This window comes from uncultured Flavobacterium sp. (assembly GCF_951805225.1).
Taxonomy (GTDB): Bacteria; Bacteroidota; Bacteroidia; order Flavobacteriales; family Flavobacteriaceae; genus Flavobacterium.
The window spans coordinates 4,156,764-4,182,168 of sequence record NZ_OX638201.1 but is presented as its reverse complement, the minus strand read 5'-3'; the positions used below and the strand labels follow the sequence as shown (position 1 = coordinate 4,182,168).

General features: G+C 33.9%; 21 protein-coding genes and 1 tRNA gene. 11 read left to right on the top strand and 11 right to left on the bottom strand.

Annotated elements, in window-relative coordinates:
* Positions 1-3: 3 nt before the first annotated feature.
* On the bottom strand, positions 4-2,307 hold the full coding sequence (locus tag WN975_RS17505; RefSeq protein WP_337967614.1) for a family 20 glycosylhydrolase: 2,304 nt from the start codon (positions 2,305-2,307) through the stop codon (positions 4-6).
* A 188-nt stretch (positions 2,308-2,495) separates the two neighbouring features.
* On the opposite strand from WN975_RS17505, the gene WN975_RS17500 reads away from it, so the two are divergent.
* Complete coding sequence (locus WN975_RS17500; protein WP_099709781.1) at positions 2,496-3,275, top strand: DeoR/GlpR family DNA-binding transcription regulator; 780 nt, start codon at positions 2,496-2,498, stop codon at positions 3,273-3,275.
* Here WN975_RS17500 and WN975_RS17495 read toward each other — a convergent pair.
* From WN975_RS17495 to WN975_RS17460, 8 genes are all read right to left on the bottom strand, one after another.
* Positions 3,272-4,342, bottom strand: a complete 1,071-nt coding sequence (locus WN975_RS17495; protein WP_337967613.1) for a membrane dipeptidase — start codon at positions 4,340-4,342, stop codon at positions 3,272-3,274. The two genes, WN975_RS17500 and WN975_RS17495, sit on opposite strands and share 4 nt — an antisense overlap.
* Before the next feature lie 129 nt (positions 4,343-4,471).
* Positions 4,472-5,587, bottom strand: coding sequence for a D-TA family PLP-dependent enzyme (locus WN975_RS17490; RefSeq protein WP_337967612.1), 1,116 nt, complete (start codon positions 5,585-5,587; stop codon positions 4,472-4,474).
* Positions 5,588-5,591: 4 nt separating this feature from the next.
* Positions 5,592-6,239, bottom strand: a complete 648-nt coding sequence (locus tag WN975_RS17485) for an aldolase (RefSeq protein WP_337967611.1) — start codon at positions 6,237-6,239, stop codon at positions 5,592-5,594.
* Between the two features lie 9 nt (positions 6,240-6,248).
* Positions 6,249-7,277 carry a sugar kinase gene (locus WN975_RS17480; protein WP_337967610.1) on the bottom strand — a complete coding sequence of 343 codons (1,029 nt, stop codon included), beginning with the start codon at positions 7,275-7,277 and terminating at the stop codon, positions 6,249-6,251.
* 362 nt (positions 7,278-7,639) lie between these two features.
* On the bottom strand, positions 7,640-8,107 hold the full coding sequence (locus WN975_RS17475) for a RidA family protein (protein WP_337967609.1): 468 nt from the start codon (positions 8,105-8,107) through the stop codon (positions 7,640-7,642).
* Positions 8,108-8,111: 4 nt separating this feature from the next.
* Positions 8,112-9,431 carry a gluconate:H+ symporter gene (locus WN975_RS17470; RefSeq protein WP_099709778.1) on the bottom strand — a complete coding sequence of 440 codons (1,320 nt, stop codon included), beginning with the start codon at positions 9,429-9,431 and terminating at the stop codon, positions 8,112-8,114.
* A gap of 200 nt (positions 9,432-9,631) precedes the next feature.
* Positions 9,632-11,161 (bottom strand): SusD/RagB family nutrient-binding outer membrane lipoprotein, encoded by a 1,530-nt coding sequence (locus WN975_RS17465; RefSeq protein WP_337967608.1) that lies wholly within the window; start codon positions 11,159-11,161, stop codon positions 9,632-9,634.
* 33 nt (positions 11,162-11,194) lie between these two features.
* Positions 11,195-14,350: a SusC/RagA family TonB-linked outer membrane protein gene (locus WN975_RS17460; RefSeq protein WP_337967607.1), complete on the bottom strand. Its 3,156-nt coding sequence runs from the start codon at positions 14,348-14,350 to the stop codon at positions 11,195-11,197.
* Between the two features lie 233 nt (positions 14,351-14,583).
* Between WN975_RS17460 and WN975_RS17455 the strand changes: the two genes are divergently transcribed.
* Positions 14,584-15,351 (top strand): amidohydrolase, encoded by a 768-nt coding sequence (locus WN975_RS17455; RefSeq protein WP_337967606.1) that lies wholly within the window; start codon positions 14,584-14,586, stop codon positions 15,349-15,351.
* On the opposite strand, the gene WN975_RS17450 is transcribed toward WN975_RS17455, so the two are convergent.
* Positions 15,348-17,036 carry an Ig-like domain-containing protein gene (locus tag WN975_RS17450; protein WP_337967605.1) on the bottom strand — a complete coding sequence of 563 codons (1,689 nt, stop codon included), beginning with the start codon at positions 17,034-17,036 and terminating at the stop codon, positions 15,348-15,350. The two genes, WN975_RS17455 and WN975_RS17450, sit on opposite strands and share 4 nt — an antisense overlap.
* Before the next feature lie 170 nt (positions 17,037-17,206).
* Between WN975_RS17450 and WN975_RS17445 the strand changes: the two genes are divergently transcribed.
* The 5 genes from WN975_RS17445 to WN975_RS17425 all read left to right on the top strand — a co-directional run bounded on the left by WN975_RS17445 (position 17,207) and on the right by WN975_RS17425 (position 21,629).
* Positions 17,207-18,211 (top strand): hypothetical protein, encoded by a 1,005-nt coding sequence (locus WN975_RS17445; RefSeq protein WP_337967604.1) that lies wholly within the window; start codon positions 17,207-17,209, stop codon positions 18,209-18,211.
* Positions 18,171-20,546, top strand: coding sequence for a hypothetical protein (locus tag WN975_RS17440; RefSeq protein WP_337967603.1), 2,376 nt, complete (start codon positions 18,171-18,173; stop codon positions 20,544-20,546). Before WN975_RS17445 ends, WN975_RS17440 begins: the two co-directional genes overlap by 41 nt.
* A gap of 32 nt (positions 20,547-20,578) precedes the next feature.
* Positions 20,579-20,983, top strand: a complete 405-nt coding sequence (gene mce / locus WN975_RS17435) for a methylmalonyl-CoA epimerase (protein ID WP_099709771.1) — start codon at positions 20,579-20,581, stop codon at positions 20,981-20,983.
* Between the two features lie 148 nt (positions 20,984-21,131).
* Positions 21,132-21,205 (top strand) — tRNA-Ile (locus tag WN975_RS17430).
* A 175-nt stretch (positions 21,206-21,380) separates the two neighbouring features.
* A complete protein-coding gene (locus WN975_RS17425) occupies positions 21,381-21,629 on the top strand; it encodes a hypothetical protein (RefSeq protein ID WP_337967602.1) in 249 nt (82 codons plus the stop codon).
* Positions 21,630-21,664: 35 nt separating this feature from the next.
* On the opposite strand, the gene WN975_RS17420 is transcribed toward WN975_RS17425, so the two are convergent.
* Positions 21,665-22,255, bottom strand: coding sequence for a riboflavin synthase (locus WN975_RS17420; RefSeq protein WP_337967601.1), 591 nt, complete (start codon positions 22,253-22,255; stop codon positions 21,665-21,667).
* Positions 22,256-22,312: 57 nt separating this feature from the next.
* Here WN975_RS17420 and pdxA point away from each other — a divergent pair, with 57 nt between their 5' ends.
* The 4 genes from pdxA to WN975_RS17400 all read left to right on the top strand — a co-directional run bounded on the left by pdxA (position 22,313) and on the right by WN975_RS17400 (position 25,387).
* Entirely contained in the window at positions 22,313-23,362 is a 1,050-nt protein-coding gene (gene pdxA / locus WN975_RS17415) for a 4-hydroxythreonine-4-phosphate dehydrogenase PdxA (protein WP_337967600.1), read from the top strand.
* A 106-nt stretch (positions 23,363-23,468) separates the two neighbouring features.
* On the top strand, positions 23,469-24,011 hold the full coding sequence (locus tag WN975_RS17410) for a DUF177 domain-containing protein (RefSeq protein WP_121330022.1): 543 nt from the start codon (positions 23,469-23,471) through the stop codon (positions 24,009-24,011).
* Positions 24,012-24,020: 9 nt separating this feature from the next.
* Positions 24,021-24,215 (top strand): 50S ribosomal protein L32, encoded by a 195-nt coding sequence (gene rpmF / locus WN975_RS17405; RefSeq protein ID WP_007137315.1) that lies wholly within the window; start codon positions 24,021-24,023, stop codon positions 24,213-24,215.
* A gap of 173 nt (positions 24,216-24,388) precedes the next feature.
* Positions 24,389-25,387, top strand: a complete 999-nt coding sequence (locus WN975_RS17400) for a beta-ketoacyl-ACP synthase III (protein ID WP_121328627.1) — start codon at positions 24,389-24,391, stop codon at positions 25,385-25,387.
* Positions 25,388-25,405 lie beyond the last annotated feature (18 nt).

Here is a 25,405-nt window from a genome sequence, read left to right as displayed (position 1 = left end):
CTCTTATTCGTAATACAATTGCGAAGCACTTATTTCTTGTTTTTCTTTTCCTTCTTGCTGAATGAAACACGTTAAAGTAGTTCCGCCTATCTGGTCAAAATAACCAATGTTGATTTTATGGAAACCTTTTTCGAGTTTTACAGCTCCATACGCTTCGTTAAGCCAATGAATTCCATCGTTATTCACAACTAATTCATTATCGATAAAAAGCTTCGATCCGTCATCTGAAAGCGTCGAAATTGTATAATTTGCCGTTTCCGGAATAAAGATGTATCCGTCGAATTTTAAGCCAATATAACGCTCTGTTTTCGTTTTCCATTTTTCGCTGCTTATGGCGCCTTCAAAAATGCCTGAATTAACAGGTTTTGCTAATTCTAAATCCTGAACTTGCTGAAATAAGGTTCCGGTATAATAATCGAATTTCAAACCTTTCTTAGTTGGTTTTATGGCTAAAGCCGATTTTAATTCCGGATTTCTAACCAATATTTTGCTAATAGAACTTCTTCTTCCGCTTGGACTAATCTGAACGGTTTTTATAATTCGAAATTCTCCTTTTGGGATATTTATTGTTACAGGTTTTGTATAAAGTTCAGCTGTTTCATCTGGATTATATCCATCAATTGTATAAAAAATTTGTCCGCTTTTGATCGTTGGTTTTAAATCCAAAACATATTTTGATCCGATTAATGCCGTTTCATTACAACCAAAAGGATTCGGAACTTTATACAATCTTTTTTGTGTTTCTAGTTTTTCTAAATGATGCGGAATTTGATTCAAAATAAACTGATTGTAATTTTTGTTTTGAGGTTCTGTCCATGCAATTTCTGCTAAAGCAAATACACGCGGATAAATCATGTAGTTTAATTTCGCCGGACTTGTTAAATATTCAGACCAAAGATTAGATTGCACGCCCATAATGTATTTTTGTTCCTCAACGGTCAAACTATCAACGGGAGTTGGGTTGTAATTGTAGATTTTTTCAACTGTAGTTAATCTCCCAATTGTTAAAGGTTCTTGTGGCGAATAACCTTGATTATAATCGAGATACAAGACTTGCTCCGGATTCATGATTACATTATGTTTTTGTCTTGCAGCGCTAATTCCGCCGGCTTCGCCTCGCCATGACATTACAGCGGCATTTGGCGCAAGCCCGCCTTCGAGCATTTCATCCCAGCCTAAAATTTGTCTTCCGTTTGCATTTAGGAATTTTTCGATTCGGGTTGTGAGGTAACTTTGTAATTCGTGTTCGTTTTTCAAACCTAATTCTTTGATTCTTTTTTGGCAATTCGGACATTCTTTCCATCTTGCTTTTGGACATTCGTCTCCGCCAATATGAATATAAGTACTCGGGAACAAAGCCATAATTTCCGTCAAAACATCTTCGAGAAAAGTAAAAGTCTCTTCTTTTCCGGCACAGAAAATGTCTTCAAAAACGCCCCAACTTTCAATAACTTTATATTGGCGATCCGGAAAACAAGATAAATTTGGATAAGCTGTAACTGCTGCAGTTGCATGACCGGGCATTTCGATTTCCGGAATAATATTCACATAATGTTCTTCGGCAAATTTTACAACATCTTTAATTTCTTCCTGCGTATAAAATCCTCCGTATGGATTTCCGTCAAAAAAATACGGTGATCTTTCGAATTTATTTCCCACTAAAGTCTGTGCTCTTTTCGAACCGACTTCAGTTAATTTTGGATACTTTTTTATCTCAATTCTCCACCCTTGATCGTCTGTTAAGTGCCAATGGAAATTATTTAATTTATAACTGGACATTTGTGCGATAAAATCTTTTATAACATTGACAGAGAAAAAATGACGGCAAACATCGAGGTGAAGCCCGCGGTAGTTGTATCTAGGCTCATCTTCGATGGTAACGCAAGGTAATTTTACTTCTTGATTCGTAGTTTTGTTCGGAAGCATTTGCAATAAACTCTGAACTCCATAAAATAATCCTTCTTCACTTCCGGTAACGGTTATTTTTTTTGAGGTAATATTGATTTTATACGCTTCTTTTTTTAAGGAAGCGGATGGATTTTTAGTAATGAATAAAACTTCAATAGCACTCTTTTTTGAAGATACATTTTTGTTAATAGCAGCTTCAAAAATGTTTGCTGTTTTTTGTTCTTTCGCACTAAATTTATTCTTTTCGAAAATAACTTTAATTTGTCCGTTTAAACGAATACTGTCTCCGTTTGCTTTGTATGAATTTGGAGCAGGAATAATCGAATTATTATTAACGGAAGTTTGAGCGCTTCCAAAAGAATACCAAAATATCAATAAGAGAAATATACTTTTTTGCATGGTTGCTTTCTTGGTTTGTTAAACAAATTTAAGGTTTGTAATGGATTTGCATTTTTTTTGCAAAACTTATTTAGGCATAGATGTCTTTAAAATAGGTGAATTAACTTTTTTATTACATTGTGTTATAATTTGTTTCGCAATAATATTGCATTTATTGTTTACATTTGCTTTACTTAAAAAGAATTCGCATGAATAATGATAATGAAGTAGTTAATTACACCAAGGAAGAACGTAAAAGTCTTATTTTAAAAGAGATTAACTTGCATACTCGTGTAAGTTTTGAAACGCTTTCGGCTAAATTATTTGTTTCAGAAGATACGGTGAGACGTGATATTAACGAACTTGAATCAGAATCTTTATTGATTAAGGTAAAAGGTGGTGCGATGACCAAAGCATATCACCATTCTTCGACTAACAATCAGACTTATGCAGGCGAATCAAAACAAATTATTGCGCAAAAAACTTTAGGTTTACTTCGCGACGGAATGGTTTTGTTAATTGGCGGAGGAACTACAATTCGCGAATTCATCCGATTGATTCCTGACGATATGAATCTAACTATTTTTACGGTTACGGTTTTGTCAGCAGTTGAACTTCTGGATAAACCTAATGTCAAAATTATCATGATTGGCGGAAGCATTTCATCTTACAGCCAAATGTGTGTGAGCGGCGATGTCTACAATCAATTGGCTAATATTAAAGTCGATTTATTAATATTAGGAACAAATGCTTTGGATATCGAAGGTGGTTTTTCAGATTCTGATTGGGAAACTGTTCAGGTAAAAAAAGCTATGATTCAGGCTTCTGAAAAAACAGCGATTTTGACTATTTCTGAAAAACTAGACACGGTTCTAAAAATGAAAATTGCCAACTTATCCGAGGTTGATTATGTGGTTACAGAAGTTGATCCAACCGACGAAAAATTACAGTCGTATAAGAAGGCAGTTCCAAGTTTAGTCTTTATTTAATCCCAATTTTTCATTAAGAAATTGATCCAGTTTTGGTGAAAGATTTTATCTAAATCTTCATCAGAATATCCGTTGCTTTTAAAGATCAAAACCAATTTTTGTAAATCGGCAATTGTATCTAAATCATACGGACCTTGTTCTGTACCGAAAGCACCATCCAAATCTGAACCTACACCAATATGATTGGCATTTCCGGCCAATTGACAAATGTGATCCATGTGTTTGAAAACGGTTTCGAGATTGCAATTTGTTCCTTTTGGTGTTGAAACGCCTCTTTCCCAATTTGGAACCAACATCCACGCATCTAAAGCACCGCCAATTACGGCTCCACGAGAAATTAAAGCTTTGATCATTTCATCACTATATTGACGATTATGATCAACCAAACTTCTGCAATTGTTATGACTTGCCCAAACTGGCCCGTGATAATGATCTAAAGCTTGCCAAAAAGCATCATCGCATAAATGTGTTGCATCCAGAATGATGTTCAAACGTTCCATTTCTTTTAATAAATCAAGACCGTTTTGGTTCATTTTTCCAGTTGCGTCTGTTCCGTTTGCGTAACGTCCGGGTCCGTAATGTGCAGGTCCAATAGCGCGCAATCCGTAATTGTATGCTTTTTCTAAATATGAAACATCAATAATAGAATCTGCACCTTCCAAACTCAAAATATAACCAATAGGTTTTTTATCGTTTGGCGTTCCATTATTCCATAAATCAATTTGTTTTAGAAGTGATTTTTTATCGGTAATTGCTGTGATTTCTCCGGCTTCTTCCATGGCTTTGTACCACGCAAGCTGACCTTGAGTTTGTGCCCAGGCTTGTTCAGGAGAATTCCAACCGGGAATAATACTGTCTGGTTTTACAAATCTTGCAATTTGAGTCGCGACCACAATACCAATATTGCCGCGTCGTAAATCCGGAAACGAAACCGTTGCGCGTTCGCGATCAGGTTTGTCCGTCATTCCTTTTTCGAGATGACGCAAAGTTGGTACGTCATTTCTTAAATCTCGATTCCATTCCATTGCATTCATGCTCAGGTCTAAATGGGCGTCTATTATAAACATATTATTTTTTTTAAGGCACAAAGGTCCAAAGGCGCAGAGATTCTCTAGATAAGTGTTATTATGAGGTCTATTCTCTTTCTTCTTCGCTCTATTTTCTATTCTTTTTTCTTTATTCTACTTTTTCTGCTACTAGATATTAATTTTTCTGCTGCGGGCAACAACCAGCCATTGATCGCAAATTTCATGTTCCGAATTCACGACCTGAACCGAATCGTAAAGCGCACAAGTTGGGCAAACATGATACGGCTCGGCATAAATGGTATCGCCAATAGCATATTCGTTTTTTCCTTTGTTTTCTATAATTAAATGTTCTTCTGAATGTGCCGTCGGGATTAGATTTTCATCATTTAAAATCACTAATCTTTTATCGATTGGGTTTTCAGAAGCTACGGCTTTGTATCCTATATCAATACAAAATGTAGAACTCGTTGGTTTTGAAATTATGGTTCCAACGATAACTAAAGCCGGTTCAAAATGTTGTTCCGGTAAATGAATCTGGTAATTTGAATCCCAAAAAACAAAAGTCCCGGGACTGCATTCTACGCTTTTCTGAGTCGCATAAAACGGAAATGTATTCGATCCGCCAGCGACAATTTTTAATTCGTAACCAAGTTTTTTATTAATCGCCTGAATTTCTTCGTTGATGCTAAAAAATAAATTGGAAGCGGTATCAAATCGATGTTCTAAATCTCCTTTTAAATGACCGTCGTAAATGTGAATTCCTGCAAAATCAATGTTTTTCAGTAGCACAATTTCATCAATTAAACCTTTCCAGTTTTTAGAAACCGAAATTCCGGTTCTGTTCATTCCGGTATTTAAATCCAGATAAACCGTAAGTTTCAGATTGTTTTTCTCGGCACTTTCATTTAAGGCTTTCGCCGAATCTAAATTGTCAACAATAGTCGAAAAAGTAATGTTTGGATATTTCTGAATTAATGAAATCAATCTGTCTTTTTTAGCGCCAACAGGTTGATAGGCGAGAAGTACATCTTGAATTTCATGCATTGCAGCCAATTCCGCTTCGGCAATTGTCGCGCATTTTATTTTATTGATGTTGTAGGTTTTAAACAAATCCAGAATTTCACCTATTTTATGCGTCTTGATGTGAGGTCTTAATTTTTGAGTTTCGCCATTTACTGCTTCAATCAAACGCTCAATATTTGCCTGAATACGATCTTCGTAAACGGCTAAAAATGGCGTATCAATGCGGAGTTCGGAATTAATTTTCCACCAATTGTTTTGCATAACTTTAGTTTCTTGTTTTTTCTACAACTTCAATTAAATTTTGAAATGCCTTTAAAGATTGCTCATAATTTAAGTTCAAAAGCATTTCTTTAGAAAATAAATTAGAGCCAATTCCCACGCAAACTACTCCGGATTTGAACCATGATTTTAAATTGCTTTCTTCGAGCGTTACGCCTCCGGTTGGCATTATTTTCAAATTTGGGAATGGCGCTCTAATTGCTTTTACATATCCGGGACCACCAATTTTATCAGCTGGAAAAAGCTTTACAATCTCGGCTCCTAATTTATTTGCCTGAAGTATTTCGTTTAATGTCGCAGCTCCGGGAATCCAATAGATATTATTTTTGAAGCAATAATTTCCAATTTCCAGATCTGTATGCGGGCAAACGATGCAATCTGCTCCAAGAAGATGAAAAGTTTCGGCATCATCTACGCTTAAAATAGATCCAACGGCGATTTTTACATCTAAATTATTTGCTTTTTTAAAGGCTATCATTTGGCTAAAAACTTCTTTAGCATTATCTGCACGAGCAGCAAACTCTATAATTTTAATGCCAGCATCAGCCGCTGATTGCAATACTATTTGGGCTGTTTCAATGTTGATTTGGGTTACTAACGGAAGTACACCTTGCGTTTTTAATATGCTGTACATTTTCTTATTTTATCTATTAATTCTATTACTTGAGCCATTTTTGATGAAATGACTTATTTCGTTTTCATTTGTGATGGCAAAGTCTCCGTGAATACTTTGTTTGATTACGCCACAAGCTGTTGCCCATTCGATGGATTCTTGTCCAGAAAATTTATTCGATAATCCGTATAATAATCCTGCGTTGAAAGCATCTCCCGAACCAATTTGGTCGGTTACAACGTGTATTTTGTGTTCTTGGGTTTGGTAAAAATTATCTTCATGAATCAATAATCCTTTGTATAAATGCGCCGGTCCATCTGATTTTCTAAAACTCATTGCTAATGTTTTTAGAAAAGGCATTTTTACTTTCAATAATTCGAATGTTTTCTGAAAACGATTTTCATCCGATTCATTTTTATCGGTTTTGATTCCGAAATAAATTTCAATTGCGTCTAAATCTGCAACAGTAATTGTACTGTATTGAAGCAAATCAGGCATAATTTCAGAAGGATGTTTTCCGTATTGCCACAATTTTGATCGGTAATTAAAATCGGAAGAAATCGGTAAACCTTTTTTATGCGCGACAAGAATTGCTTCTTTACAAGCTAAACCTGCTTCGTTTGAAACTCCCGGACTTATTCCTGACCAATGAAAATGCGTAACATCGGCTAAAGCCAAATCCCAATTGATTTGATCTTTTTGAATCGTTGCGAAAGAGGAATTACTTCGATCGTAAATAACTTGTGATTGCCTGATTTGATTTCCGGCTTCGACAAAATACAATCCCAAACGTTCTCCGCCATAAACACATTTTGAAGTATTTACTTTGTATTTCTGAAGTTCGTTTAAAGCTAGTTGTGCCAAATCATTTTCGGGTAATCGTGTAATATAATCGGTTTGAATCCCGAGTTGAGAAAGTAAAACACAAACATTTGCTTCGGCACCGCCAACATGAATTTTTATTTCATTGGCTTGCGTAAATCGGTTTCCATCAGCAACATTCATCCGAAGTAATAATTCTCCAAAAGTTGCAATTCTAGTTTGTGGTGTTGTATTCATATTTTTGTTTTTTTTTCACGGATTCCACGGGGTAAAATGATTTATAAACGTAGCGGTTAATTCTTTAAACGCATAGAAACATAGTTTTGAAAGTGTTGAAAAAAGGCGTTTCACTTGCATTAATGAACATAGCTATGTGTGAAAGCTAGCTTTTTTTACTTCCTTACTCAAGTAAAAAATCTATGTTTCTATGTGTTTAAATATTTTGCCAAAGATTTTTTCTCGCCACGAATTTCACGAATTTTCACTAATTCGCTGCGTAAAAATAATTCGTGCTGATTCGTGAAATTCGTGGCAAAAAATAAAAAAAAATCTGTGCGAATCCGTTTAATCCGTAAAATCTGTGGGCTAAATTCTTTAATCTAAAATAATTCGAAAACAGCTTCAACTTCAACAGGAATATTGTCCGGTAAAGAACCCATTCCTACTGCGCTTCTTACTCCAATTCCGTTTTCTTGTCCCCAAACTTCAGCAAACAATTCGCTACAACCGTTTATTACATACGGATGTCTCAAGAATTCGCCATTGCAATTGACCATTCCTAAAACTTTTATAACACGTTTTACTTTATTCAGGCTTCCAAAATTGGTTACAATTGTAGAAAGCATTGTTAATCCGACTTGTCTTGCTGCTAATTTTCCTTGTTCGATATCCATATCATCACCAATTCGGCCAATGATTAAGGATTTGTCGTCATTAACAGGTCCATGACCTGAAAGGTATAAATATTTACCATCAACTAAATAAGGTTTATAGATACCAAGAGGCTGAGGCGCCGGCGGTAATGATAAGCCTAATGTTTCAAATTTTTCTTGTGGTAATAAATTCATGATATTAATGTATTATAGAGTTTAAAATAAAAACGAAAATGATTCCTAAAACAGATACTAGAGATTCCATGACGGTCCATGATTTGAATGTATCTTTCAGGCTGATATTAAAATATTCTTTGAACATCCAAAAACTTGGATCGTTTACGTGTGAGCACATTAAGCTTCCGGCTCCAACAGATAGAACTAACAGATTGGGATCGAGGCCGGTAGTCTGTAACAAAGGTAGTAAAACGCTGGCAGTCATTAATCCTGCCGCTGTTGCAGATCCAACACAAACGCGTATGATTGCCGCCATCATCCAGGCCAATAAATACGGATGAATGTTTGTTTGTGTTAATGATGCTACAATGGTTTCGTTTACACCGCTTACAATCATAACCTCTTTTAATCCGCCGGCTCCTCCAACGATTAAAACTATCAAAGCAACATCTTTTATGGCAACGGCATAATCGTCCATAACTGATGTGATGCTTCTGTTCATTCTGATTCCTAAAGTATACGTACAAATCAATAGAGAAATTAGCATAATCATACTTGGTTCCCCGACTGTTTTGCAGATATTAACTAAAGTTTCATTTTTAGAAATCATTGGTAATATCGAAGTAATTGTTAATCCGAAAACCGGAAATAAAGCAGAGAATAAACTCAATGAAAAACTTGGTTGTTTTCCTTCGTTTATGATTTCTTCGACATTCAGAATTTCATGATCCGATTCGGTTTTGATGTTTTTTAATAAATTCGAAAACAATAAACCCGCAATAAAAATTGTTGGAATCGCAATGATGATTCCGTAGACTAAAACGAGTCCAATATCAGCTTTTAAAATACTGCTTAAAGCCATTGGAGACGGATGTGGAGGCAAAAAACCGTGTGCTACTGAAAGCGACGCCAGCATTGGAATACCGAGATATACTTTTGAAAGCTTAAATTGATGGGCTACTGAAAAGATTAATGGAACTAACAAAACAAATCCAACACTATAAAATAGAGGTATCCCAACAATAAATCCGGTAATCATTAAGCCAAGACGAACATATTTTTTGCCCGTCCATCCCATAACTGTTTTGGCAATGACATTGGCGGCGCCTGATGAAACGGTGAGTTTACCAATACAGGTTCCAAAAACAATAATCAAAGTGATAGATCCTAACATTTCGCCTAAACCTTTTTGCACGGTTTGAGACAAAGTTTCTATTGGCAGGCCTAAAAATAAACCTGCTAATAGAGCTGTTATGATAAAGGCAATAAACGGATTGATTTTAAGCCAAGCTATCTGAATGATTAAAAATGCAATGCATGCCGTAAGAATTAAAATGCTCATTTATCTTTTGTATTAAGAGTTTTAATTTGTGTCGTTAGACACTTAATATTGGTAAAAACATAAGTTAACAATATCTAGCGTGCCGTAGGTACGCAATACTTATCGTTTTGTTGCGTACCTACGGCACGCCAACGAATTTGAAACTTTATAATTACCAACATTAAGTGCCTAAAGGCACATTTCAACTCTTGTTTCATATTTTATTTATCCCACCAGATTTTGGTTGTAAAAGTGTCTTCGCCCTGACGTTTAATCGCTTCAGCTAAGTTAGTTGAATTCACTGAATATTCACTTGTTGAATATTTGAAACGTCTTGGAATCGTGCCGTTTGTAACGTTTCCAGGGAAATTTACCGGAACTAAAACAGGATAACCGGTTCTTCTCCAGTTGGCATAAATTTCTTGTTCGTCTACAAATAAAGCAACATAAATCTGAGTGTGAATCTGATTCATTTTTGCCTCTGTCGATCCTGCTGAATTATATGGATTTAGAGTTAAATATGGTGTTGCATCTGGAATTGCATAAGCCGCTCCGTAAATTCCCATGTTTAAGAAAGAAGCTTTTACACCTTTTTCATATAAATCTTTATCTGTTTCACCAGAATACCATCCTCTTACGGCAGCTTCGGCTAGATATAAATTAGTTTCGGCATTGCTCAAAAGTACAAGTGGTGCATCGTATTTAAATATTGTATTTTGATTAGGCTCAGAATAAGTTGCTTGTTCAACTGGTGTTGGAGCAGTTTTAGTTCCGTTAGGAAAACCTTTTTGTATCGCAAGAGTTGTATTTTGTGTTGTTCCTTCCCAAACTCCGGCATAAACACTAATTCTTGGATCGGCAGTATTTTTTAATAAATCGATGAATGTTTTAGCCAATTTTCCGCCTTCGACATTTTTTTGACCGTAAGAACCTGCTGTAAAATCTTGTCTTCTGGAATCAAGACCAACAGGATTTCTGTTAAAATCATTTGGACCATCTGTATATTTCATGATCGCATTGTCACTTCCGTTAAGGATAACTCCTCCGGCAATCGCTTTTGTAACCCATGTTTTTGATAATGCCGGATCAACTTTGCTTAATCTCAATCCTAAACGAAGCATTAAAGAATAAGAGAATTTTTTCCATTTTGCAACATCTCCGTCATAGATAAAATCGGCTTTGCCAAAACTTGGTTTCGCAGGATCTAACGCGGTTGCAGCTTCGTCAAGTTCTTTTAATAAATCTTTGTATATGAATTCCTGAGTATCATATTTTGGAAGAAAAATTTGAGAACTATTTGCTTTTGCCGCGTCAGAATACGGAATATCTCCATACAAATCAGTGATTCTGTGGTATAAATAAGCTTTCCAGATTCTGGCAATATTTAGTTTATTGCTGTCATTTGGAGTGGCTTTTACGGTATTAATTACAATTTCTGTTTCGTTTAAAGCTGTTGGATATATTTGATTAAAGTATGCAGAATAGTAAACTTCATTGCTCAAATATTTATCTCCCACACCAGATGCTTCTTTATAAGTAGCATAATGTTGTAGCATTCCACCACATTCCAGGATATTGGTTGCAAAATAATTATTGTTTAAACCGTCCAATTGTGCACGGCTGAAAAGAAAATTTGCATTTGGTTTTTCGACAACATTAGGGTTTGTATTGATTTCTTCGAAATCTTTTGTACAGGATGTCATACTTCCTAAAAGTACGCCTGTGATATATAATAGGGTTAGCTTTTTCATGTCTTTTAATTTAAAAATTAGAGATAAATGCGTTTAAAATTTAACATTTAAACTTAAACCGAAACTTCTGGTTTTTGGCACTCCAAATTGTTCTACACCTTGAGCATTTCCTGCACTAAATACAGATTCCGGATCTACGTTTGGTGTTTTCTTGTAAAGAATGAATAAGTTTCTTGCCACAAATGAGATCGAAGCTCCCTGAAGTTTTGATAAACTTTTGATCTTTTCAAGAGGCAATGAATATCCAATAATTACTTGTCTTAGTTTTATAAAACTTGCATCGTAAACAAATGTTGATGAAATGTTTCTTAAACCATCATAATACGTTCTAAGGTTTTCCGGAGCGATAACCATATCAACAGGATTTCCGTTTGTGTCAACACCTTTAATTGGTAAACCAGTTTCACGACCATCCAATGTTAGTTTTGTTAAACCCATACGAGTTCCGTATAAATCAGTTCCGGAATATAAGCTTCCGCCAAATTTACCGTCAATCAAGAAGCTGAATGATATGTTTTTGTATTTAAAATCATTGGTAATACCAGCTGCCCAAGGATGAACTCCCTGACCTAATTCCTGAAGCGGACCTTGTGCTATAGTTGCAGAACCGCCACTTACATTATAAACTGTATTTCCGTTTGCATCTTTACGTGGTTTGTACCCTTTTATGATACTGTACGGACGACCAACATCACTTGTTATAGTAACATATCCGTTTACAGAAGTTGCCATTGTAATTGAGTTCAACTGATCTGTAAGTGCCTCAACTGTATTTTCATTATAAGATCCGTTGAAACTTGCATCCCAGGAGAAATTTTCAGAATTAATAATTTTTCCGCTTAATAATAATTCAACCCCTTTATTTCTCATTTTTCCAAGATTCAATAAAGCTGTACTGGCTCCAGAAGCGTTTGAAATTGTAGTTTCGACAATATCATTTGTTGTTGCACGATTGTAATATGCAAAATCAAGATTTAAACGATTGTTGAAAAATCCTAAGTCGGTTCCAATTTCAAATGTTGTAGAAGTTAGCGGACTTAAAGTAGCATTTGGTACTCTCGTACCTGTTGGCGTTTGTAATTGTTGACCATTATGTCCGCCTTGAACCATCGTGTAAGATTGATTTAATGCGTAAGGATCTGGAGTTGCTCCACCAACCTGAGCCCAAGAAGTTCTTAGCTTAGCAAATGAAACAAATTCTGGCATTTTTAAGATATCCGAAACAATAATACTTGTTCCAACAGATGGATAAAATACTGTATTGTTATCTTTTGAAAGTGTCGAAAACCAATCCTGACGTCCTGTTAGGTTTAAAAATACTACGTTTTTATAATCTAAATCTACGGCTCCATAAACAGAGTTTGTTTTTGTTTTTCCGTATGGATAAGTGTAAGTCAATGTAGATAAATTACTTAAGGCATAAAAATCGTCTAATACAAAGTTTGAACCTTCAACTCTTGTTTCGTCTCTTAAGGTAGTACGGGAGTTTACACCAACTAAAGCGTTTAATGAGAAATTTTCGTAGATATTTTTCTTAGTATAATTAAGAATTGCCTCAGAGTTCAGGTTTGATAATTTAACTCTTGAACCTTGAGCATATCCTACAGGATTGTTTAAAGTTGTTTTTGGGATGTATCCAAAGAAATCATAATTCGTAAAATCTTGTCCAATTCTACCTTGAAGGAATAACTCAGGCGTAAAGTTCAATTTTACATTTACCATTCCAAGAAAGCGGTTTTTAGTATCGCTGTTTTTGATTTTATTTACGACAAAATAAGGGTTTGTTGCCACTGCAACTGGATTCCATGCTTCTTCAACACCGTTTGCATCATAACCTGGGGCAAGATTTCGAATATCAACAGTATTGGCAATCATATAAGTTCCCCAGTTTGGATTCGCTTCAGCATCAGAAACCGTAACTCTATTATTTGATTTCTCCACATTATATTGTGCTACAACATCAAATTTTAACCAATCTGTCATATTAACATTACTGGCGATGTTAAGGGTTTTGCGATTAAAATCATTATTTGGTACAACACCTTGATTGTCTGTATTCGAGAACGAAAGACGGCCTGTAGCTTTTTCAGTTCCTCCAGACAAAGCGATAGAGTTTATAAATGTCGTTCCGGTTTCGTAAAAATTCTTGATGTTATTTTTTTGTGCAACATAAGGTCTTGCAACACCGTCAAACTGAATAACATCTGTTCCGTCCATTTTTGCTCCCCAAGACCAACGTCCTGCAGCAACTGCTTCGGCTTGAGTAGTTGGTTTTTTTCCGTTTGCTCCAGAACCGTATTCATACTGCCAATCTGGTATGATCGATGGCGTTTCAAAAGTAAATGAAGTATTGTATTCTACTCCAATTCCTTTTTGAGCCGCACCTCTTTTAGTTTGAATTAAGATAACACCATTTGCAGCATTTGCACCATAAAGTGCCGCCGCTGTTCCTCCTTTTAATACCGTAATTGTTTTGATATCATCAGGATTTATAACAGAAGTTCCGTCACCACGATCGACGTTGATTCTTGTAGATCCCGGACCATTTCCAATACCCGGTAGGTTAAGCTGAGTATTGTCAATTGGTAAATCATTTACAACATACATCGGTTGGTTGTTTCCGTTAAGGGAACCGTTTCCACGAATTACAACTCTCGTTGATCCGTTTGGTCCTGTTGCAGTGCTGCTCACGTTTACACCTGCAATTTTTCCAACCAAAGCATTAGCAATATTCGTTTCTTTTGCCTTTGTGAATTCAGTTCCTTTAAGTTCTGTTACAGCGTATGAAATTGCTTTACTGCTTTTTTTAACTCCTAAAGCCGTTACCAAAACCTGATCTAAAACATTTTCGGCTGGTTTAAGGCTAATAACTAAGTTTTGTATGTTGTCTAATTTATATTCTAAAGTTCCGTAACCCATGTAAGTGATGATGATGTGAGTTTCGTTTTCCGGAACAGTTAGTTTGAATTTTCCGGATTCATCAGAAATTGTGGCTAGTTTATTATTGCTTTTTGCATAAATAGTTGCTCCGGCAATTGGCATTCCGTCGTCCTGACCGATAATCTGGCCAGTAATTTCAATCTGACTGCTTTTTTGTTCAAAAAGGTGCTTGTTAATTGCAACCTCTTTTGCGTTTGCTGAGAAAATAATTCCCCCAATAAACACTAATGAAATTAGCTTTGTTTTCATAATACTTTGGTTTTCATGTTTTTTTTGGTTTTTATTGGCGATCAAATATAAATATTTATTTCAAACGTCTGCATTTTTTTTGCACAAAATGCATATTTTTTGCAATATTTTTTCCTGAAGCATTTTTCTAATCCAAAAAAAATGCGCTTTCTAGCCGTTTTTTGAGAAATTTTTGCAGAAACTCGTTTTTTTGGAAAAATCTATTTTAATCTTAAAATTCGTATTTTTGAAATATGAAAATTGCACTTATTCAATCAGATCTATATTGGGAAGACGCTTCTCAGAACAAAAAAAACTTCGAATCGATTATAAATCAAATCGATTCAAGCACAAATTTGATTGTACTTCCTGAAATGTTTTCGACAGGATTTACGATGAATGCTTCCCAAGTTGCAGAAACTATGCAAGGAGAAACAGTTTTGTGGATGCAATCAATCGCAAAGCAGAAAAATTGTGCCTTAACGGGAAGTTTGATAATTATAGAAAACGGAAATTATTACAATCGAATGTTGTTTGTTTTTCCGTCAGGCGAAATGCAGTATTATGACAAACGTCATTTGTTTTCACTTGCGGGAGAAAATCAATTTTATACCTCAGGAACTCAAAAAGTAATTGTAGATTATTTAGGCTGGAAAATTTGTCTGCAGATTTGTTACGACTTAAGATTTCCTGTTTTTGCCAGAAATGTCGAAAATTACGACCTGCTTTTATATGTTGCCAATTGGCCAAAAGTCAGAACAAATGCTTGGGATTCATTATTGAAAGCCCGCGCAATCGAAAACTTAAGTTATGTAGTTGGAGTAAATAGAATAGGGTTGGACGCTAACAATTACGAACATATTGGACATTCGCAAGTTGTAGATTTTTTAGGAAATTACATTCTTCAACCACAAGAAACAGCGGGTGTTTTTGTGGTCGAATTAGATAAAAATGTAATGTTGGAAACTCGAAAAAAACTCGATTTTTTGAGTGATAAAGATTTTTTTGAAATTAAGATTTAGAAAGCTTTTCGTTTTTTCTCTTCCTCTTTTTTCTTTTTCTTGTCCTGTTTTTTCTCGACTTCAGGATTATATTGAATGCTTAAATCAACGGTTTCTTCTCGATCCCAGTTTGATCTAACATCAAATTCTTCCTGATAATAGTTGACTTCTTCGGCGTATTCTTTCTTTAAAAAGTTTCCGGCGTCGTAGATTTTATTTTTATTATCGTCGTAAATAACTCTTACAGTAAACGAATTCGGTTCAACGAGATCAAATACAAACCTCGTTTCTTTTTCAGAATATTGACTCGCAAGAACCATATCTCCTTTTTTATTGGTCAATTCAACAATTATAGGAAATCGTTTTACGTTCTTTAAATTTAAAACTATATTCCCGTAATCTTCAAGTTCTTTTGTCGTTAATTTATACGACAAAGTATCATTTGTTTTGTCATAGAAGTCCGTTAAAGCTCCCGGTAAAAATTGAAAATGATATTTTTCAACCGGTAATTTCTTGAAATCTACATATAGTTTTTGTTCGAATTCATCATATTCAGTCGTAAAATCAACAGCGACAGAATCCTTATTGATCAATTTGATTTTTGACTTATCAAATTTCACTAGCGGAGTAGCACTTTCTAAAGTAAATCTATCTCTAAAATTTATTGTTCCGTTTTGTACTGCGGTAATATTCAAAGTGTCTTTTTTTAGATCTTTAATCTTAAAAGAAAATTTCTTGTCGTAATTGCCAGATGTAACTTGTAGGTTTAGAGAATCAACTTTAATAGGTTTATACCAAATCTGCAAAGAGTCCTTTTTAGGAAATTGCGTTACAATAGATTCCATAACTTCGGTATTGTTTCTTAAAACAATCTTAGGTTTCAGAAGTTTTATATTTTGTTTCCCATCATATGGAAGAAGAAGTCTGTTTCCGGAAGCCTGAATAGGTTTAAACATTTTTAACGGAAGTGTTTCCTTAAATAATTCCAATTCATAAACAGTATCATTTGGTATTGTAATAAAATGTTTAATGAATCCTATTTTATCATCTTTTGGATTAAATTTATTGTTTCCACCTTTGTCTTTCATTGCAACCAACATATATTTTCCAGCCTTTAAATTTTCTAATTTAAAAACACGCATACTATCCAAAGTATTGGTAATATATCTTGGAAGATCCTTATAAATAACAGAATCCTTGTATTTATCATTTGCTTCATAAAGCATTACAGATACAAAGTTGTCGACATTTTTATTGTATGAATCTTTGATTTTTCCGGTAAGCGAAAGAGAATCAATATATGGACCCGTCGAGAAAACATACTTAAATTGATTTAATGCATTTCCTTCGTTATTGTCCGCAATACTTTGACCAAAATTAAAACTATAAGTCGTATTTGGCTGTAAAGTATCTTTGATTTTTACCGTGATAATTTTACTTACAGATGTTGGCGTAATCAACGGCTCGTGTTTCATTGGAGGCGAAATGATCAGCTGTTTGTTTAAGTTTTTTAGTTTTATAAATTCATCAAACTCCAATACAAATTGATCTCCTTTAAAGTCTGTAGTGTAATTTTTTGGTGTGCTTCTTGTTAAAACAGGCGGCAAAGTATCTTTTAATCCACCAGTGATGCTGCCTCTTTTGGCGCAACTCATCATTAAAAATAGCAGTAAAAAAGGAATATATTTAAAGTTGTTTTTCAACATAATTAATTTGAATTTGATTGCACAAAATAACGATTATATTTGCTTTAATTGAAACTTTTTATCCATTTATTAGGATATTTAGCAGTGTGGTTGTGCTGTTTTTTTGAATTTGAAATCGTCAGAATGATATAATTTCTTACTTTTGAGCTTAAATTTAATTTCTCTTAGTTTTGATAAAAAGGTTTTTCTGGTTCTTATTAGTTTTTTTACTGATAGCTTGCTGTAAAAACGAGAAACCAATAATTGCCTTTTATTATTGGAAAACCATCTTTAAATTATCCGAAAAAGAAACCGCAATTCTAAAGGATAATAATGTCAATAAACTCTATATAAGGTATTTTGATATTAGTTTAAATCCAGAAAATCAACAGCCAATTCCGTTAAGTCCAATTCGTTTTCAGCAAAACGTGAATAATTTTAATATTGTTCCGGTCGTTTTTATACAAAATAAAGTCATGTTGTCGCCCGATTTAGATATTGATGATTTAGCGCAAAAAACTTTTTCATTGGTTGAAAAGATTAATGCTACAAATAAAATTCAATGTAACGAAATTCAAATTGATTGCGATTGGAGTTTAAATAGCAAAGAAAATTATCTCAAGTTTATTGAACGATTTAAGAAACTTTCGCAGAAGAAACTTTCGGCAACAATTCGATTGCACCAAGTGAAATATTTCAAGAAGACAAAAATCCCTAATGTTGATTCCGGAGTTTTAATGTATTATAATATGGGAACAATTGCGCCGGATTCTTTGAACTCGATCTACAATAAAAAAGTTGCAGATCGCTATCTCAAAAGTTTAAAGAAATATCCGTTGCATCTTGATTTGGCTTTGCCAATATATTCCTGGGGAGTTCATATCAGGAATCAAAAAGTAATTGGTTTGCGTTCTAAAATAAACGAGAGCGAACTTAAAAAAGATCAAAATTTTGAGCAGATAAATGCTATTTTCTTTAAAGTAAAACAATCGAATTATAAAAATGGTATATTTTATGAAGAGAATGATTTACTGAAAATAGAAGAGATTTCGCCAGAAGATCTGTTGGAAATGGCAGATGAATTAGACGAAAATTTGGATCAAAAACCAAAAGAAATTATATTTTACGATTTAGACGAATTCAATTTAAAAAACTATGAAAAGAATATTTTTGAGCAAGTTATTTCTTGTTTCTAGCGTTGCTTTATTATCGGTTTGCGGAATAATTTATGCTTGCGCCGATGGTGACGATTGGGATTATTTTGGTTATAATTCAAATTTTACACCAGAAACATTCGCAGATAAATCTTATTCGCCACTTTTCTTGTCAGGCGCTATTTTTTATGGAATTGGATTTGATAGAGAACACAATTCAAGATTTAATGAAGACATAAAATCTGATTGGGAAAATTACTTGAAAGGCAAAGTAGATGCGGCAACGGTAAGTCATTTCTTGATTGGAGATGAAATCAAGGATTATTATGCTAACAAAGACAAAGTTTCGGCAAACAAAACCGAAATTACGCAACTTCATGTTTTCTATAAAACTAAAAAAGAGAATCAAACTTCTCTAAAATGGGGAAAGAAAATAAGTTTGAAAGATCCTAAAGTAAAAAGTTTTGTAGAGTTTTTGTATCTGGCTCAAAAGATAGAAACCGTTTCAATTGGAGACCAATATTGGAGTTATGATCCGGTTGTTGCAAAAACTTTTAAGGATTTGAAGATGATTCAGTCGATCGAAAATGTATACAATACAACATCAGATTCATTCCTTAAAAACAGATATTGGTTCTTGACCATGAAGGCTTATTTTTATAGTAATAACAAACAAAAAGCGATTTTGTTTTTTAATAAAACCGAGAATTCAGTTGCAAAGAATACGTTGTATTATCGTGCATTAGCTTATGTAGCAGGAATTAATTATCAGCAAAAAAAGTATGCAACTTCTAATTATTTGTATGCTTTGGTTTTTGATAAATGTCCGGAAATGAGAGTTGTTACGGCTTATAGTTTTCATCCAAAAAACGAAGCTGATTGGACTAAGTCTTTGGCTATGGCCAAAAACAATAAGGAAAAAGCGGCACTTTGGGCAGTTCATGGATATTATAAAGATGAAAGACAAGCAATTGAAAAAATCTACGAATTAGATCCTAAAAGCGAGCATTTGAATTATTTGCTGACAAGATTAATAAACAAACAAGAACAGAATATTAATAATTCATTTGCGGTGAAAACAAAGCCAGATGATTATAATTCGCCTTCTGTCAGTCAAACGGTTGCAGAGAACAGAGCCGAAAATCAAGCTAAATTCGATAAAAAAGCATTTGATTTAGTTGCGAAAATTGCAGCTGCAGGAAATACAGAGAAACCTTATTTATGGGATATTTCATTGGGATATCTTCAAACATTAAAAGGAGATTTTGCCAATGCAGATACTAATTTTGACAAAGCCGAAAAAACTTTACCTAAAACAGAGTTGGCAGCATATCAGTTGAGGTTGCTTCGTTTTGTAAACAATATGAGTAAAATTGATAAGCTTACAGATAAAAATGAGAAAACAATTCTGGCAGATTTGAATTGGCTTTATTACGAAATTCCAAAAACGTACAAAGGAGAGGAGTTTCGTTATCAAAATGCAGTTTCATGGAGCAAGAATTATTTGGCAGCACTTTACAAAGCCAAAGCAAATCCTGTAATGGTGGAATTGTTTGGTGGAGATTCTCATTCTAATTCTTATTATTGGGGCGGAGGAAATTCATTTTATGATAATGAAAAAAATTTGTTGGACATGAAAACTTTTTTGGCTAAGCCAAATAAAACCGAAATCGAGAAAATTGCATCCGGAATTTATAGTTTGAACTTGAAAGACATTAATAATTTTCAGGCAGTTCAGGCAACTTTTAAAAATAAGATTCCTGAAGCGATTGCTTTTATTCAGCAAACAGATTCTGTTCAGAATTATCAATTTTTAGGAAATCCGTTCAACGGAAACATTAAGGATTGTCACGATTGTGAACATGCAGCTTATCAAAAAAAGAAATATTCTCAGCTTGAGTTTTTAACTACAATAAAAGCGATGCAGGATAAATTGGCTCAAAAAGAAGATGTTTTTACGAATAGTTTATTGCTAGGAAATGCATTCTATAATATTACTCATTTTGGAAACGGCAGAACTTTTTACGAAATAAGTATTGTAGGTTATGGTTCTAGTCCGTATTCTTTTAGAGATTCGATGAAAAAGATGATTACGAATTGTGATCTTCCAAAAATGTATTATCAAAAAGCATTTGAAGCGGCAACTACAAAAGAACAAAAAGCAAAATGTGTTTACTTATTGTCAAAATGCGAACGAAACGAATTTTATAATAATAAGTATAGTAATGTAACGAATTGGTGGAGTGTTGAAGATGATAAAGTCAATTTTGCTGCTTGGAATGGTTTCAAAGCATTGAAAAAAGACTATTCGGATACGAAGTATTATCAGGATGTAATAGCAGAATGTGGTTATTTTAATACGTATATCAATCAATAAACTAAAAAGGTGTCTTAATATATATTAAAGAGATGGTAAATAAAATAGAACATATAGGAATTGCGGTAAAAAATATGGACGATGCAAATGTATTGTTCGAAAAACTTTTGGGAGTTCCGTCCTATAAAGAAGAAAAAGTAGAAAGTGAAGGTGTTCTGACTTCTTTTTTTCAAACAGGTACAAATAAAATTGAACTTTTGATGGCAACAAATCCCGAAAGTCCAATTGCTAAGTTTTTAGAAAAAAAAGGAGAAGGTATTCATCATATTGCTTTTGACGTAACAGATATATATGCAGAAATTGAACGATTGAAAAACGAAGGTTTTGTATTGATTAATGAAGTGCCTAAAAAAGGAGCGGACAATAAATTGGTTGTTTTTTTGCATCCAAAAAACACAAATGGAGTCTTAGTTGAGCTTTGTCAGGAAATTCAGTAAAGAAATTTGAAAATTTTATTTTTAAATAAGACATTGAAAATCAATTAATTTTTTGTTGAGACCAGTTATTATTTGAAATTAAATACAAATCATGTCTCAAAATATTTGGAGTGAATGAAAAATAGTAGTAATATTGCATCCTCAAACCGGTCCTATAGCTCAGCTGGTTAGAGCACCTGACTCATAATCAGGTGGTCCCTGGTTCGAGCCCAGGTGGGACCACAAAAAGCCTCATAATTTTATGAGGCTTTTTTTTGTTTTAAACATTGTATTTGTGCAAAAAACTTATACATTTGTCAAGGAATGTCGCTGTAAACCATGGTTTTGTGCGAATTTTCAACAAAAGACCCCAAGTCTAACTTAATATATTGTGCTTGTTTTAGAGCATGTTAAAATTATGAAAATAATAAGAACTATTTTTTTAGCTATTGTTTTGCTAATGGTCGATTTTACTTATGCTGGGCCAAAGGATATGCCTGCGCCAACAGCTAGAGGAGCTGAAACAAATACAGTCCAGGACGATCCGGGTACGCCAGTTGTAGATGGTGCGCCAATTAATCAGGATCTTGTTTTTTTGATGGTTGCTGGATTAGCGTTAGGAACGGTATTTATATATAGAAATAAAATAAAAAAGGCTTCAATGTAAATTGAAGCCTTTTTTATGTAAAATATTGTAGGGATTTATTTGTTTATTGAATAAAGTCTCGAAATGTATTTTCCTACTACATCAAATTCTAAGTTTATTTTAGTTCCAGTTTTAAAATCCTTAAAATTGGTATGTTCATACGTATAAGGAATAATTGAGACACTAAATTCATTTGTTTTAGAATTTACAACTGTAAGGCTAACTCCGTTAACAGTTATAGAACCTTTTTCTATAGTAATGTTGCTGAGGTTTTTGTCGTATTCAAAAGTGTAATTCCAGCTTCCGTTTGCTTCTTCGATTTTGATGCAGGTTCCAGTTTGGTCTACGTGACCTTGAACAATATGTCCGTCAAGACGATCTCCAAGCTTCATTCCTCTTTCCAGATTTACAATATCTCCGGTTTTCCAGTCTCCAATATTTGTTTTCAAAATAGTTTCGTCAATAGCGGTTACGGTATAAAACGAATCTTTTATTGCTACGACCGTTAAGCATATTCCGTTGTGCGAAACACTTTGGTCAATTTTTAATTCATTTGTGATAGAAGAATCAACAGTTATGTGAAGATTACCTTGCTCTTTCTGTATTTCGTGAATCCTTCCTAGGGTTTCTATAATTCCTGTAAACATTGTTGTTTTATTTTACTAAATTTGCACATCAAAATTAGTAATAAATAAGCTGAGCTCATGAATAAAAAAGCAGAAAATATAATTGTTGGAATTTCAATTGGAGATTTAAACGGTATTGGAAGCGAAGTTATACTTAAAACATTCGAGGATTCACGTATGTTAGAAATGTGTACGCCAGTTATTTTTGCAAACGCCAAAATACTTTCTTTCGTTAAGAAAAGCTTTACTTCGACAGTTCAATTTCATGGCGTTGATAAATTAGATCAGGTTTTACCGGGAAAAGTAAATGTATTTAACCTTTGGAAAGAAGGTGTCGATATTAATTTGGGTAAAAATGATGAGAAAATTGGAGAATATGCAATAAAGTCTTTTGTGGCTGCAACCAAAGCTTTGAAAGAAGGTACGATTGATGTACTTGTTACAGCTCCAATAAATAAATATAATATTCAGTCAGAAGGATTTAAATTTCCGGGACATACAGATTATCTGGATCAGGAATTAGAAGGAAATGCATTAATGATGATGGTGCAGGATAATCTAAGAGTTGGTTTATTGACAGATCATGTTCCGTTAAGTGAAGTTTCATCGCATTTGACAGAAAAATTGATTACAAGAAAAATCGAAACCGTTAGAAAATCTTTAATTCAGGATTTTAGTATTGTAAAACCAAAAATTGCGGTTTTAGGATTAAATCCACATGCTGGAGATGGCGGTGTTATAGGAAAAGAAGACGATTTGATTTTGAAGCCTACTTTAAAGAAAATATTTGATGCCGGAACAATGGTTTTTGGACCATTTCCTGCAGATGGATTTTTTGGAAGCGGTCAATATGAAAAATATGATGCGATTGTAGCAACTTATCACGATCAGGGGTTAATTCCTTTTAAGACTTTGTCTTTTGGAAAAGGAGTTAATTATACAGCAGGTTTAAATAAAGTAAGAACTTCGCCGGATCACGGTACAGCCTACGATATTGCTGGAAAAGACATGGCAGATTTTAATTCATTTAAAGAAGCAGTTTATCTTGCGATTGATATTTTTAACTCGCGTAATCAGTATGAGGAGATTAGTAAAAAACCTCTTAAAATAAAAGAAAAACAGTTATAAACAAAAAAAGGTGAATAAGATTATTAGTTTTATAATAATTTTATATCTTTGCACCCCAATTCAGGTATCTGAGTTTTAGATAGCGATTGGTCAAATTGATGTTGAAATGAGCAAAACAAAAGAATTTTTAATTCCTTTCATAGGATTAAAACTAGGAAAACACCATTTTGAGTATCAAATAAGTAACACGTTCTTTGAGAACTTTGATTACGACGAATTTCAAAGTTCGGATATCAAAGTAGGTTTAGTTTTAGATAAGAAAAGCAACATGTTAGAGTTGGAATTCAAACACAAAGGAACTGTAAATGTGCCTTGTGATCTAACAGGCGAAGATTTTGATCTTCCTATAAAAGGGAAAATGAAATTAATTGTTCGTTTTGGAGATGAATTCAATAATGATAACGAAGAGTTGTTGATCCTGCCACACGGAGAGCATGAAATAGATGTAATACAGTACATTTATGAAATGATTGCACTTTCGGTACCGCTAAAACGAGTTCATCCAGGAGTAAAAGACGGAACTTTACAAAGTGAAGCTTTATCAAAACTGAATGAGTTAAAAGTCAAAGAAGTAAAAGAAGAGAGTAAACAAGAAGAAGATATTGACCCGCGTTGGGACAAATTAAAGAAACTATTAACGGATAAATAATATAGTAAAATGGCACATCCTAAGAGAAAAATCTCGAAAACAAGAAGAGATAAGAGAAGAACACATTATAAAGCTACTGTAGCTCAAATCGCTACATGTCCTATTACTGGAGAAGCACATTTATACCACAGAGCTTACTGGCATGAAGGTAAAATGTATTACAGAGGGCAAGTTGTTATCGATAAATCTGTAGCGGTTGCTTAATACGTTTTCGTAAATGATACTAGAACTCTCACATAGTGAGAGTTTTTTTTGTTGGTTATAATTTTCTTTTTTTAAGAAAATGCATACAAATTCATTTCGTTTTTTTTTGTAATTTTCAAGTCTTTTAAAAATTTTTCAAATACTATGTGTTTGAAACGAAATAATAGAATATAATGAATACAATCACAGCCGCAATTACCGCTGTTGGAGGATACGTTCCAGACTTTGTACTTTCGAACAAGGTTTTAGAAACAATGGTCGATACCAATGACGAATGGATTACTACTCGTACCGGAATTAAAGAAAGAAGAATTCTTAAAGATGCTGATAAAGGAACATCGTTTCTTGCTATAAAAGCAGCACAGGATTTAATAGCAAAAGCTAATATTGATCCGTTAGAGATTGATATGATTATAATGGCAACAGCTACTGCAGATATGCCTGTGGCTTCTACAGGAGTTTTTGTTGCAACACAAATTGGCGCCACAAATGCATTTGCATATGATTTGCAAGCGGCGTGCTCAAGTTTCTTATATGGTATGTCTACTGCTGCAGCTTATGTGCAGTCAGGACGATACAAAAAAGTATTATTAATTGGTGCTGATAAAATGTCATCAATTGTAGATTATACAGACAGAGCAACTTGTATTATTTTTGGAGATGGAGCAGGAGCTGTTTTATTCGAACCAAATTATGAAGGCTTAGGCTTACAAGACGAATACTTACGAAGCGATGGTGTAGGACGCGATTTTCTTAAAATATCTGCCGGAGGTTCTCTAATACCAACTACTGAAGAGACCGTAAAAAATAAATTACACAATATTGTTCAGGACGGAAAAACCGTTTTTAAATTTGCTGTTACCAATATGGCTGATGCAAGCGAATTGATTCTAAAAAGAAACAATTTGACTAATGAAGATGTTAACTGGTTAGTGCCACATCAGGCTAATAGACGTATTATAGATGCTACTGCTAGCAGAATGGAGCTTGAAGATTCAAAAGTATTAGTGAATATTGAAAAATATGGCAATACCACTTCAGCAACCTTGCCTTTAGTGTTAAATGACTTTGAACACCTACTTAAAAAAGGAGATAATATTATTTTTGCTGCTTTTGGTGGTGGATTCACTTGGGGATCTATTTACCTAAAATGGGCTTACGATAAGAAATAAATTAAAACTAAAATCAAA